General features: G+C 67.3%; 11 protein-coding genes. 5 read left to right on the top strand and 6 right to left on the bottom strand.

The window, feature by feature from the left end; translation table 11 throughout:
- Positions 1-62: 62 nt before the first annotated feature.
- Positions 63-1,991: a translational GTPase TypA gene (gene typA, locus ASF51_RS12350; RefSeq protein WP_055929940.1), complete on the top strand. Its 1,929-nt coding sequence runs from the start codon at positions 63-65 to the stop codon at positions 1,989-1,991.
- 72 nt (positions 1,992-2,063) lie between these two features.
- Here typA and efeB read toward each other — a convergent pair whose 3' ends face one another.
- The 4 genes from efeB to ASF51_RS12330 all read right to left on the bottom strand — a co-directional run bounded on the left by efeB (position 2,064) and on the right by ASF51_RS12330 (position 6,883).
- The gene (efeB, locus tag ASF51_RS12345; protein WP_055929937.1) at positions 2,064-3,371 is read right to left on the bottom strand and encodes an iron uptake transporter deferrochelatase/peroxidase subunit; all 1,308 of its coding nucleotides are present in this window, start codon (positions 3,369-3,371) and stop codon (positions 2,064-2,066) included.
- 5 nt (positions 3,372-3,376) lie between these two features.
- The gene (gene efeO / locus ASF51_RS12340) at positions 3,377-4,555 is read right to left on the bottom strand and encodes an iron uptake system protein EfeO (protein WP_055929934.1); all 1,179 of its coding nucleotides are present in this window, start codon (positions 4,553-4,555) and stop codon (positions 3,377-3,379) included.
- A complete protein-coding gene (gene efeU, locus ASF51_RS12335; protein ID WP_055929931.1) occupies positions 4,552-5,424 on the bottom strand; it encodes an iron uptake transporter permease EfeU in 873 nt (290 codons plus the stop codon). The genes efeO and efeU overlap by 4 nt, the downstream gene beginning before the upstream one ends.
- 133 nt (positions 5,425-5,557) lie before the next feature.
- Positions 5,558-6,883: an acyltransferase gene (locus ASF51_RS12330; protein WP_055929926.1), complete on the bottom strand. Its 1,326-nt coding sequence runs from the start codon at positions 6,881-6,883 to the stop codon at positions 5,558-5,560.
- A gap of 86 nt (positions 6,884-6,969) precedes the next feature.
- Here ASF51_RS12330 and ASF51_RS12325 point away from each other — a divergent pair, with 86 nt between their 5' ends.
- The 4 genes from ASF51_RS12325 to ASF51_RS12310 all read left to right on the top strand — a co-directional run bounded on the left by ASF51_RS12325 (position 6,970) and on the right by ASF51_RS12310 (position 10,362).
- Positions 6,970-7,380: a hypothetical protein gene (locus tag ASF51_RS12325; RefSeq protein ID WP_157412133.1), complete on the top strand. Its 411-nt coding sequence runs from the start codon at positions 6,970-6,972 to the stop codon at positions 7,378-7,380.
- Between the two features lie 51 nt (positions 7,381-7,431).
- Positions 7,432-7,761: a ferredoxin gene (fdxA, locus tag ASF51_RS12320; protein ID WP_055929922.1), complete on the top strand. Its 330-nt coding sequence runs from the start codon at positions 7,432-7,434 to the stop codon at positions 7,759-7,761.
- On the top strand, positions 7,762-8,862 hold the full coding sequence (gene dapC, locus ASF51_RS12315) for a succinyldiaminopimelate transaminase (RefSeq protein WP_055929919.1): 1,101 nt from the start codon (positions 7,762-7,764) through the stop codon (positions 8,860-8,862).
- A gap of 171 nt (positions 8,863-9,033) precedes the next feature.
- Positions 9,034-10,362: a citrate synthase gene (locus ASF51_RS12310; RefSeq protein ID WP_082479788.1), complete on the top strand. Its 1,329-nt coding sequence runs from the start codon at positions 9,034-9,036 to the stop codon at positions 10,360-10,362.
- A 158-nt stretch (positions 10,363-10,520) separates the two neighbouring features.
- On the opposite strand, the gene deoC is transcribed toward ASF51_RS12310, so the two are convergent.
- Together deoC and dapD are read right to left on the bottom strand one after the other, a co-directional pair.
- Positions 10,521-11,222, bottom strand: coding sequence for a deoxyribose-phosphate aldolase (gene deoC / locus ASF51_RS12305; protein WP_055929917.1), 702 nt, complete (start codon positions 11,220-11,222; stop codon positions 10,521-10,523).
- Positions 11,223-11,258: 36 nt separating this feature from the next.
- Positions 11,259-12,239, bottom strand: a complete 981-nt coding sequence (gene dapD / locus ASF51_RS12300; RefSeq protein ID WP_055929914.1) for a 2,3,4,5-tetrahydropyridine-2,6-dicarboxylate N-succinyltransferase — start codon at positions 12,237-12,239, stop codon at positions 11,259-11,261.
- Between the last annotated feature and the right edge of the window lie 29 nt (positions 12,240-12,268).

The raw sequence follows: 12,268 nt of genomic DNA, 5'->3' as shown, positions 1-12,268 counted from the left end.
ATCCCACGCTAATAAGAGCCCGTCGACTTTCGGGTTCATCCCGATCCTCAAGGACTTTTTCCATGGCTGAAGCCACCCGCGCCGACTTGCGCAACGTCGCAATCGTCGCCCACGTCGACCACGGCAAGACGACACTCGTCGACGCCATGCTCAAGCAGACCAACTCGTTCGACGCCCACTTCGAAGGCGACGACCGCATGATGGACTCGAACGACCTCGAGCGCGAGAAGGGCATCACGATCCTCGCGAAGAACACCGCTGTCACATACAACGGTATTCACGCGCCCGAGCACGGGGCCGGCGGCCCCATCGTCATCAACGTGATCGACACCCCGGGCCACGCCGACTTCGGCGGCGAGGTCGAGCGCGGCCTGTCGATGGTCGACGGCGTCGTTCTGCTCGTCGACGCTAGCGAGGGCCCGCTTCCGCAGACCCGCTTCGTGCTGCGCAAGGCGCTCGAGGCCAAGCTGCCCGTCATCCTGCTGGTCAACAAGACCGACCGACCCGATGCGCGCATCGACGAGGTCGTCGCGGAGAGCCAGGACCTGCTCCTCGGCCTCGCCAGCGACATGGCCGACGACGTTCCCGACCTCGACCTCGACGCCATCCTCGATGTGCCGGTCGTCTACGCATCCGGCCGCAACGGCGCTGCGAGCATCAACAAGCCCGCCAACGGCGAGCTGCCCGACAACGACGACCTCGAGCCCCTGTTCGAGGCCATCCTCACCCACGTTCCCGCTCCGAAGTACGACGACGAGCACCCCCTGCAGGCCCACGTCACCAACCTCGACGCGTCGCCGTTCCTCGGCCGTCTCGCGCTGCTGCGTATCTTCAACGGCAACATCAAGAAGGGTCAGCAGGTCGCCTGGGTTCGTCACGACGGCTCCGTGCAGAACGTCAAGCTCACTGAACTGCTCATGACGAAGGCGCTCACGCGGTACCCCGTCGACAGCGCGGGCCCCGGTGACATCGTCGCGGTCGCCGGCATCGAGGAGATCACCATCGGTGAGACCCTCGCCGACCCGGATGACGTGCGCCCCCTGCCGACCATCACGGTCGACGACCCGGCCATCTCGATGACCATCGGCACCAACACCTCGCCCCTCGTCGGCAAGGTCAAGGGCCACAAGCTCACCGCCCGCATGGTGAAGGACCGCCTCGACCGCGAACTCGTGGGTAACGTCTCGCTCAAGATCGTCGACATCGGAAACCCCGCCGCATGGGAGGTGCAGGGCCGTGGAGAACTCGCCCTGGCCATCCTGGTCGAGCAGATGCGTCGTGAGGGCTACGAACTCACCGTGGGCAAGCCGCAGGTCGTCACGAAGCAGGTCGACGGCAAGACCCACGAGCCGATGGAGCACCTCACCATCGACGCTCCGGAAGAGTACCTCGGTGCGATCACCCAGCTCCTCGCCGCCCGCAAGGGCGTCATGGACGGCATGTCGAACCACGGCACCGGCTGGGTGCGCATGGAGTTCATCGTTCCGTCGCGCGGCCTCATCGGCTTCCGCACCGAGTTCCTCACCACTACCCGCGGCACCGGCATCGCCAACGCGATCTCGCACGGCTACGGCCCCTGGACCGGTCCGATCGTCACCCGCAACAACGGTTCGATCGTGGCCGACCGTTCCGGCGTGGTCACGCCCTTCTCGATCGTCAACCTGCAGGAGCGCATGAGCTTCTTCGTGGAGCCGACGCAGGAGGTCTACGAGGGCATGGTCATCGGCGAGAACTCGCGCGCCGACGACATGGACGTGAACATCACGAAGGAGAAGCAGCTCACGAACATGCGCCAGTCGACGTCTGACACGTTCGAGCGCATGACCCCGTCGCGCAAGCTCACCCTCGAAGAGAGCCTCGAGTTCGCCCGCGAAGACGAGTGCGTCGAGGTGACGCCCGAGTTCGTGCGCATCCGCAAGGTGGAGCTCGACTCCAACGCCCGCGCCCGCGCGACGGCCAACCTCAAGCGCGCCAACCAGGGCAAGAACTAGCACAACCCGACCGTTCCCTGGGTCTGTCACCTCGACAGGCTCAGGGAACGAGCTCGTTAACGCGGGATATCGCTAGGAGAAGAGCCCGGCGCCGACGTAGGATCCCTGTTTGGCGCCGGGAGGAACGGCGAAGAGCCCCGACCCGACATGCCGGATGTACTCGTTCATCAGGTCGTTCTTCGCCAGGTTCATCTGAATGCCGATGAACTGCTGCGGAGAGCGCTGGTAGCTGATGAAGAACAGGCCGGCGTCGAGTCGTCCGAGGCTGTCGTTGCCGTCGACGAAGTTGTAGCCGCGGCGCAGGATCTCGCTGCCCGCGTTCGAATCGGGATGCGCGAGCCGCACATGCGAATCAGCGTCGATGAGCGGCTTGTCGGCACGACCGAGAACCGAGAAGTCAGGGGCCGTGAACTCCTTTCCTCCGGAGAGGGGAGCCCCCTCGCCCTTGGTCCGCCCGATGATCTTCTCCTGCTCGCTGAGGGCCGTCCTGTCCCACGTCTCGATGGTCATGCGGATGCGTCGGGCGACGAGGTAGGAGCCGCCGGTCATCCAGGCGGGCGCGTCGGACGAGCCCACCCAGACCGACTTCGACACCTTGCCTGGCTCCTCGGCCTTGATGTTCGCGGTGCCGTCCTTGAATCCGAACAGGTTGCGCGGGGTGACCTGCGCCGTGCTCGTCGACGAGGTGCGGCCGAAGCCCAGCTGAGACCAGCGAAGACTCGCCCGGCCGAAGGCGATGCGCGACAGATTGCGGATTGCGTGCACGGCGATCTGCGGGTCGTCGGAGCAGGCCTGGATGCACAGGTCCCCGCCCGTTCGCTGCGCATCGAGATCGTCGGCGGGAAAGTGTGGAAGCTCGGTCAGCTCGGCCGGCTGCTTCGACGCGATGCCGAAGCGGTCGGCGCCGGACGCGTCGACGAAGAGGGTCGGGCCGAAGCCGATGGTGATCGTGAGGCCGCCTGTCGGAAGGTCGAGGGCCTCTCCCGTGTCTTGCGGGGGAGCGTCGTATGGACCGTCGACCGCGCCGAACTCGCCCACGGGCTTGCCCTGGCACATGAGTGCTGCGGCGGTGCTCCAGTCCTGAAGCAACTCGATCAGGTCGGCCCTCGTGGCCGTCGACGACATGTCGAACGCCGCGAAGTGCAGTCGGTCCTGGGCGGGCGTGACGATGCCGGATTGGTGCTCGCCGTAGAACGGGTAGCTCGTGCCGCCCGTGGTCGATCCACCGGCCGACGCGGTCGCAGCGAGAACACCGCGGTCGCCAGCCACGCCGACGCCGAGACCCACGACCCCGGCGCCGGCCAGTCCGAGAAGCCCTCGTCGAGAGAGCTTCTGCGGGGCGGCCGGCGCCGTGCCGTCTACGAGGGAGTCGTCTGTCATGTGTCCTAGCCGACGAGGGTGGAGGTGAGCTCGCTGAGCGGCTCGCTCAGCGAGTTGACGCCGTCGGCCAGTTCCTTCACCTGGGCGGGGGTGAGCTCGTCGTAGTAGACGAAGCCCTTGTCGAGGCTGCCGTAGGCGGCGAGCTGCTGTTCCAGGTCGCCGAAGCGGGTGTCGAGGGTCTTCACGAGCTCCGGGTCCTTCGTCTCGACGATGTCGCGCACGCCCTCGTAGGCGACTCGTGCGCCCTCGAGGTTGGCCTGGAAGTCCCAGAGATCGGTGTGCGACCAGATCTCCTCTTCTCCGGTGATCTTGCCGCTCGCGACCTCTTCGAGCAGGCCGATCGCGCCGTTCGAGATGGCGTCGATGGTGACCGTGTAGTCGCTCGCGTGCACGGCGTCATAGAGCTGCTGGGTGTTCTCTTTCAGCTTGTCGGCGTAGTAGCTGCGCTCCTCGGGGGTGAGCGCGACGTACTCCACGCCCCCGTTGTCGGCCGCTGCCGGCGGGAACAGGTCCTTCTCGATGCGGTGCCAGCCGGTCCACTCGTCGTCGGGCGCCACGTCGGCCTCGCGGAAGTCGATCTCCGGGTCGAGGTCGCCGAACGACTCGGCCACGGGCTCGATGCGCTCGTAGTTGGCCCTGGTGGTGGCGTAGGTCGCGCGAGCCGTCTCGTCGTCGCCGGCCAGGTAGGCGGCGAGGAAGGTGTCGGTTCCGGTGACGAGCTGCGCCACCTGGTCCTTGATGTAGGCGACGTAGTTCGTGGCGGCCGCGTCGACCTGCTCCTGCTCGTCGCCCGCGAGCTTCACCTTGTCGCCGGTGACCGCGAAGGCGGCGTTTCCGATGCCGTCTCCGATCATTCCCGGCTTGCAGACGGTGAAGTAGTCGCCGGGCTGGGCCTGTACGACGAGGTCGCGCGAGATGCCGGGGCCGACGTTCTCGACCTCTCCGACGATGCGCAGGCCGTCATCCGCGAGCAGATAGAACTCGGTCACCTGGTCGCCGGAGTTCGTGACCTCGAAGCGCAGCGTTCCGCTGGACGCCGTGTTGGTGCTGACCGTGCAGGCGTCGGCGCTCGAGTCGACCGTGATGGCGGCCGAATCGGATGGCGACGCGTTGGGCACGCAGCCGGTGAGTGCCAGCAGGGTCGCTGCGGCGCCGATCGTCGTGATTACTGCTGTGGCTTTCACCGGGCTCCTTGGGGGGTTGGTCGGGCAGTGCTGCTGCTGTCAGAAGAGGGAACCTGTGCCGCGGGCGCCTTGCGGGCGACGGCGCGGAGGAAGACGATCATCGTGGGAACGACGTAGAGCACCCAGGCGGCGGCCTCGAACCACGTCGTGGCGGGGGAGAAGTTGACGGTTCCCTTTAGCAGGGTTCCGTACCAGCTGTCGGGCGGGATCGCGGCCGAGACGTCGAAGGCCAGACTGTGCAGGCCGGGGAGGATGCCCGCCTCCTGAAGGTCGTGCACGCCGTAGGAGAGCACACCCCCGGCGACCACGATCAGCACGGCACCCGACCAGGCGAAGAACTTCGACAGGTTTATGCGCACCAGCCCGCGGTTGATGAGCCATCCGAGCAGAACCGCGACGACGATGCCGAGGGCGGCTCCGACGAGGGGAAGCGTGGTCGACCCCGTTGCCTGCACGGCGGCCCAGATGAACAGGGCCGTCTCGATGCCTTCGCGGCCGACGGCGAGGAATGCGACGAGAACGAGGCCCCATCCGGCGCCCTCGAGGTGCTGGTCGACATCGTGCTGGAGGTGGTGCTTCAGGTTCTTCGAGGTGCGGAGCATCCAGAAGACCATCCACGTCACGAAGATCGTCGCGATGATCGACAGGGAACCGCCGATGGCCTCCTGCGCCTCGAACGAGAGGCCGTAGGTGCCGAAGGTGAGGATCGCGCCGAGCGAGAGCGAAACCAGCACGGCCAGTGCCACGCCCAGCCAGATGCGCTTCAGCACATCGCGACGTCGGATCTTCACGACGTAGGCGATCAGGATGCCGACGACCAGCGCCGCTTCGAGTCCCTCACGCAGGCCGATGAGAAAGTTCGCGAGCAAAGGCAGGACCTTAGTTTGAGGCGGCGCGATCCGCGCCGAGGGGAGGAGGCGGCCCACTCTGGTCGACTCGGAGATTCGGTAAGGCTTGCCTTACCGGATCTGACTGTAACTCTTCAGGTGTCGCCGTGTCCAGTCAGCTCCGCTGGAGATCGGCCGTGACTGCGCGGTCGGTGCTGACGAGCCTCAGGGCGACCGCGATGACCGCTGTCGTCAGGGTGAGCAGGAGAAGGCTGAGACCCCATTGGATCTCCGCCGCGAACACGGCGAACGAGATCACTGCGGCGATCCGGATGCGCACGGCCCCGGGGGTGCGGGAGCCCGGCGGGGCGGGTGTCGGAGGGCGCTCCCAGCGTGCGACGCCGAGGCTGAGCGCCGCGAGGATCGCCCAGACGGCGAGCACGAACAGGGGTCGGGTCGCCCACCAGACGCCGCTGCCCGGCTCGCTGTCGACCCATCCGCTGAGGAAGAGGGCGCCGCTGAGCGCCACGATGATCGGCAGGTGCCACAGGTAGATGGTCATCGCGCGGCTGCCGACGAAGAACGTCGCGATGAGCACGGGCTTGAGGGTCATCGCCACGCGGAGCGCGGGATAGAGGAGGTGGAGGATGCACACCTGGGCGACGCCGAGGAGGATCAGGGGCACGGTCGCGGGATTGAGGTTGGTCAGCATGTCGACCGGATAGAGGTCGAGTCCATACGTCAGCGCCGCGAGGACTCCGTAGCTTGCCGCGGCCCCGGCGAGCAGTTGCCAGCGGACGCGACGCGCGAACCAGCCGTCTGCGTAGAAGAAGCCGAGCTGCTGCACTGCGAGCCAGACGAAGACCAGGTTGATCAGGCCGATCTCCTGCACACCGCTCAGGATGCGTGCGGCGTCGACGATCGCGGACAGGCCGACGAGCGAGCCGATCGTCAGGGCGGGGTGGGAGGCGTGCGCGCGATGGACGATCGGCAGGAACGCCTGGCATGAGATGTACGCCGCGAGAAACCAGAGCGGCATGCCCACTCCGGTCGACACGACATCGACGAGTCCGCGATCGACGCCGGCGACGACGAGCACCCAGAGCACGACCGTGAGGAAGACGAGAAGGGGGAGAGCGGGCCTGAGCAGGCGCACCAGGCGTGCGCGCAGGAACTCGGCGGGCGACGTGCCCCGGCGCATCGCGCTTCTCCACGACACGGCACCGGCGAACCCGCCGACGACGAAGAAGAGGGGCATGATCTGGCCGACCCAGGTGGCGAGGGCGAACCACTCCTTCGTCTGCAGCGGGTTGATCTGCCCGATCGTGTCTCCGTCTCGATGGAGGCCGACCATCAGGGAGTGCATCATCACGACCGCGAAGACGCAGAAGACCCGGGCGAGGTCGACCACGAGGTCGCGCTTGCTGCGGGCGGCGAGTTCGACGACGTCGACGGATTCCCTCTCGGGATTCGCGGCAGCCTGGCTGGATCGGTTCGACATCGAGCACCCTTTTCCGGTCGTGTCGATCATGATAGCGAGGCGGGCGACCGGCGAAGCTCCCAGCCTGGCGCGGATAGTCTTGACGGGTGATCGAAGCACAGCCTGAGCAGCACCGCGTGGCGACCCCCGAGACCCTGTCGTCGCGAATCGTGTCGTGGGTGGTCGGCCTCGGCCTCGGCGTGCTCTTCGGAGTCATGGGCACGGCGGTGAGCCAGTCCACGTGGACGATCACGCCCGGGTTCAGCCTTCCCATCGGCCTGATCGTGGCCCTCCCTGCGGTCCTCCTTCTGCTCGTCGGCCTCCGTCTCGTTCTGCGCACCAGAACGACGGCCATCGTGGCGGCCTTCGGCATCGTCGTCACGATCTTCCTCCTGTCGCAGCCCAGCGCAGGCGGATCGATTCTGGTGCCGGGCAACGCGCTCGGTGTCGTCTGGACCTTCGCGCCCACGGTCATCGCACTCCTGGTGCTCGCATGGCCGCGGTTCGGGAAGAATTAGACTTATGCAGTCGCACCAACTTCTGTGCGGCATGAAGGGAACGAACGCACTGTGACCTACGTCATCGCCCTGCCCTGTGTCGACGTCAAAGACCGGGCCTGTATCGACGAATGTCCGGTCGACTGCATCTACGAGGGTGAACGCTCGCTCTACATCCACCCCGACGAATGCGTCGACTGCGGTGCGTGCGAGCCCGTCTGCCCCGTCGAGGCCATCTACTACGAAGACGACCTCCCCGAAGAATGGGCCGACTACTACAAGGCCAACGTCGAGTTCTTCGACGACCTCGGCTCCCCGGGTGGCGCGGCCAAGGTCGGAGTCATCGCCAAGGATCATCCATTGATCGCAGCCCTTCCCGCGCAGTCGCACGGCGAGCAGTAAGTGGCCCTCGGCGCGCTTCCCGACTACCCGTGGGACGCCATGCGGCCGTACGCCGAGACGGCCCGGCGTCATCCCGACGGCATCGTCGACCTGTCGATCGGCTCGCCCGTCGACCCGACGCCCGACAGGGTGCGCGAGGCGCTGGCATCGGCGACCGACGCGCACTCCTACCCCCAGACGGCGGGCACGCCTGAACTGCGAGCGGTCGTGTCGCGGTGGTTCGCCCGTCGTCGTGGTGTGCCGGGCCTCTCCGACCACGAGGTGCTGCCCACGATCGGATCGAAGGAGCTCGTGGCGTGGCTCCCTCTGATGCTCGGCCTCGGCGAGGGCGACGTCGTCGTGCATCCTCGGGCCGCCTATCCGACCTATGCGGTGGGGGCGACGATCGCGGGCGCTCGCGCCGTCGCATCCGACGACCCGGCCGACTGGCCCGCCGAGACACGTCTCGTGTGGCTGAATTCGCCGGGCAATCCCGACGGCGCCGTGCTGGATGTCGACGGCCTGGCACGGGCGGTCGCGCGGGCGCGCGAGCTGGGCGCGGTCGTCGCGAGCGACGAGTGCTACGCCGAGCTGGGCTGGGACGGGCCGTGGCAGAACGACCTGGTTCCGAGCGTGCTCGACCCCCGGGTGACCGCGGGTGATCGCTCCGGGCTGCTCGCGGTGTACTCGCTCAGCAAGCAGTCGAACCTGGCCGGATACCGGGCGGCGTTCGTGGCCGGAGACTCCCGCCTGATCGACCGTCTGCTCACGGTGCGCAAGCATGCGGGCATGATGCCTCCTGCTCCCGTGCAGGCTGCGATGATCGCGGCCCTGTCCGATGACGAGCACGTCTCGGCGCAGAAGGAGCTCTATCGGTCGCGTCGCAGCGTTCTGCGGCCCGCGCTGGTCGACTTCGGCATGCGCATCGACCGAAGTGAGGCCGGCCTCTACCTGTGGGGCACGAAGGGCGTCGACGCCTGGCAGACCATCGGCGAGCTGGCCGAGCTCGGCATCCTGGCCGGGCCGGGGCCCTTCTACGGCGAGCATTTCCCCCAGCACGTGAGGCTCTCGCTCACCGCGACAGACGAGAGGATCGCGGCCGCCGCCGCACGCCTCGCCTGAGCTGTGGCCTTGTCGGCATCCTCCAACGACAACCGGCGGTTGCGTGTGGATGTCATGGTTGCCCCCATTTCGCCCTAGGCTGTAGGAGGGTCAACGCGGTCCGGGGTCACACATCCTGCGTCTAGCGTCCCGCCACTTACCATCAGGCAGGAACACTCGTCAGGAGGCGCCGTGACCGACGTCGGGCAGAACAATTCAGCATCACACCCCGAAGCAGCAGAACCCCGCAAGGCGACTCTCTCCTTTCCCGGGGGCACCGCCGATTTCCCCATTCTCGACAGCGTCGACGGAGCGTCCTCCATCGATCTGTCGACCTTCACCAAGCAGACGGGCATGACGACGCTCGACTACGGGTTCGTCAACACGGCCGCGACGAAGTCGAACATCACCTACATCGACGGCGACCAGGGAATCCTGCGCTACCGCGGGTACCCGATCGAGCAGGTGGCCAAGGGCCTCAGCTTCCTCGAGGTCGCCTGGCTGCTCATCTACGGCGAGATTCCGACCGAGAGCGAACTCGACGACTTCGACAGGCGCATCCGCCGTCACACCCTGCTGCACGAAGACCTGAAGCGGTTCTTCGACGGGCTGCCCCATCAGGCGCACCCCATGTCGGTGCTCTCGAGCGGCGTCTCGGCGCTCTCGACGTACTACCAGGACTCGCTCGACCCCACGAACCCCGAGCACGTCGAGATCTCGACGATGCGCCTCCTCGCGAAGATGCCCGTGATGGCGGCCTACGCGCACAAGAAGAGCGTCGGCCAGGCCTTCCTCTATCCCGACAACAGCCTGAGCTTCGTCGACAACTTCCTGCGACTCAACTTCGGCACCATGGCCGAGCCGTACGAGGTGAACCCCGTGGTGTCGAGCGCTCTCGAGCGACTCCTCATCCTCCACGCCGACCACGAGCAGAACGCGTCGACGTCGACCGTGCGGCTCGTCGGTTCGACCCAGGCCAACATGTTCGCGTCGATCTCGGCCGGCATCAACGCGCTCTTCGGCCCCCTTCACGGCGGCGCGAACGAGGCCGTGCTGAGCATGCTCGGAGACATCCAGGCGTCTGGCGAAGGCGTCGCCAAGTACGTGGAGCGTGTCAAGAACAAAGAGGCCGGCGTGAAGCTCATGGGCTTCGGGCACCGTGTCTACAAGAACTACGACCCGCGGGCCAAGCTCGTGAAGGAGAGCGCCGACGAGGTGCTCGAAGCGCTCGGAGTGCACGACGACCTGCTCGAGATCGCGAAGGAACTCGAACAGATCGCCCTCGCCGACGACTACTTCAGGGAGCGTCGCCTCTACCCGAACGTCGACTTCTACACCGGCGTCATCTACAAGGCGATGGGATTCCCGACGCGCATGTTCACCGTGCTGTTCGCCATCGGCAGACTGCCCGGCTGGATCGCCCACTGGCGCGAGATGACCTCTGACCCGCAGACCAAGATCGGCCGCCCGCAGCAGCTCTACTTAGGCCACGCGGCCCGCGACCTGCCCGGCGCTCAGTAGCCGCCGTCGGCGGGGCCGCTGCGTAGATCGAGCGCGCCTCTCACGGGCGAGCGCGTGAGCGACGGAAGAGCTCTCGCCCGCTGGACGCGCGCTCGACAGCGTTGCGCTGGTCGAGTAGGCCGCCTGCGGCCGTATCGAGGCCGCCGAGCGACCGGCGCTCAGTAGCCGCCGTCGCCCGTGGCGGGTGCGCCGGAGAGAACCTGCCTGGAGCTCGACACTCCGAGGCGCGTCGCCCCGGCGGCGATCATCGCGAGCGCGTCGTCGTAGCTGCGGATGCCGCCGGATGCCTTGACGCCCAGACGCGCGCCCACGGTCTCGGCCATCAGGCGCACGGCGTGCACGGTTGCGCCGCCCGTCGGGTGGAAGCCCGTGGAGGTCTTGACGAAGTCCGCGCCGGCGGCCTCGGCGGCCTTGCAGACGGCCACGATCTCCTCATCGCTGAGCGCGGCCGATTCGATGATGACCTTCAGCACCCGGGGTGCGGGGATCTCGGCGCGCACTGCCGCGATGTCGGCCTGCACGCGGTCGAAGGCTCCCGCCTTCGCCGCGCCCACGTCGATGACCATGTCGACCTCGTCGGCCCCCTGACTGACCGAGAGGCGAGCCTCGGCGGCCTTGATCTCGGAGTGGTGCTTGCCCGAGGGGAAACCGCAGACGACGGCGATCTTCAGCGACGACCCGGAGGGCAGTTCCAACGGCAGCATCGACGGGGAGACGCAGACGGAGTACGCGCCCAGGTCGTCGGCCTCGGTGATGAGTGCCGCGACGTCGGCGTCGGTCGCCTCCGGCTTGAGAAGCGTGTGATCGAAGTAGTTCGCCAGGTCGGCGGTGCTGATCGGCTGGGGGTCGAGAGAGGTCACGATGAGTCCTTTGTGAATCGAGGGGGAGTGCTGAGTTCAGGCGTGCAGCATGGCGTTGAGCTGGATGCCGGCACCGGTGCGAGGCAGCACCTCGACGGCGCCGGTGAGCGAGTTGCGACGGAAGAGCAGATTCGGAACGCCGGAGAGCTCCACGGCCTTCACCGAGCGGCGACCTCCATCGACGGTGGGCGCCGAGTCGATGAGCACGACCTTCGTGCCGGCGGTCACGTACAGGCCCGCCTCGACCACCGAGTCGTCGCCGATCGAGATGCCGATCCCCGAGTTCGCTCCGAGCAGGGCGCGCTCGCCGATCGCCACCCGCTGGGTTCCACCACCGGAGAGCGTGCCCATGATCGAGGCTCCGCCGCCGATGTCGGATCCGTCGCCGACCACGACGCCCTGCGAGACCCGGCCCTCGACCATGGAGGTTCCGAGGGTGCCCGCGTTGAAGTTCACGAATCCCTCGTGCATGACGGTCGTACCCGGTGCGAGGTGAGCGCCGAGGCGAACGCGCGACGCGTCGGCGATTCGCACTCCCGCCGGGCTCACGTAGTCGAGCAGCCGGGGGAACTTGTCGATGCCGGTGCTCGCGATGCCCTGTCGCTGGAGGGACGGGCGGAGGCGGTCGAAGTCGTCGGGGTGCACAGGGCCGGCATTCGTCCAGACCACGATCGGCAGGTGGCCGAAGATTCCGTCGAGGTTGATGGTGTTCGGGCGCACCAGAAGGTGGGAGAGCAGGTGGAGCCGCAGGTAGGCATCCGGTGTCGACGCCGGCGGCTCGCGCAGGTCGATCTCGAGAGTCACGATGTCGAGGGTCACGTTGCGCCGGGCGTCGGGCTGGGCGTGGACCTCGAGCTCGGCGGGGGCGATGTGCCGGTCATGACCCTCGGGCAGGCGCCCCAATGAGGGGCTCGGGAACCAGGCGTCGAGAACGACCCCGGCCCCGGACGTGGTGGCGAGACCGGACGCCCAGGCGAAATCGGGCGTGGCGGGGCTGGTGGAATGCTCGGAACTCATGCGTCGAGCCTACCGACTCGGCCGCCTCG

The sequence above is a fragment of the Agreia sp. Leaf283 genome (assembly GCF_001422485.1).
Taxonomy (GTDB): Bacteria; Actinomycetota; Actinomycetes; order Actinomycetales; family Microbacteriaceae; genus Agreia.
This window is presented reverse-complemented; position numbering and strand designations above follow the sequence as displayed.

Bases quoted from the DNA above. Each gene is read 5' to 3' on its own strand.
- dapD (WP_055929914.1), bottom strand. From the start codon at position 12,239: ATGAGTTCCGAGCATTCCACCAGCCCCGCCACGCCCGATTTCGCCTGG.
- typA (WP_055929940.1), top strand. From the start codon at position 63: ATGGCTGAAGCCACCCGCGCCGACTTGCGCAACGTCGCAATCGTCGCC.
- efeB (WP_055929937.1), bottom strand. From the start codon at position 3,371: ATGACAGACGACTCCCTCGTAGACGGCACGGCGCCGGCCGCCCCGCAG.
- ASF51_RS12330 (WP_055929926.1), bottom strand. From the start codon at position 6,883: ATGTCGAACCGATCCAGCCAGGCTGCCGCGAATCCCGAGAGGGAATCC.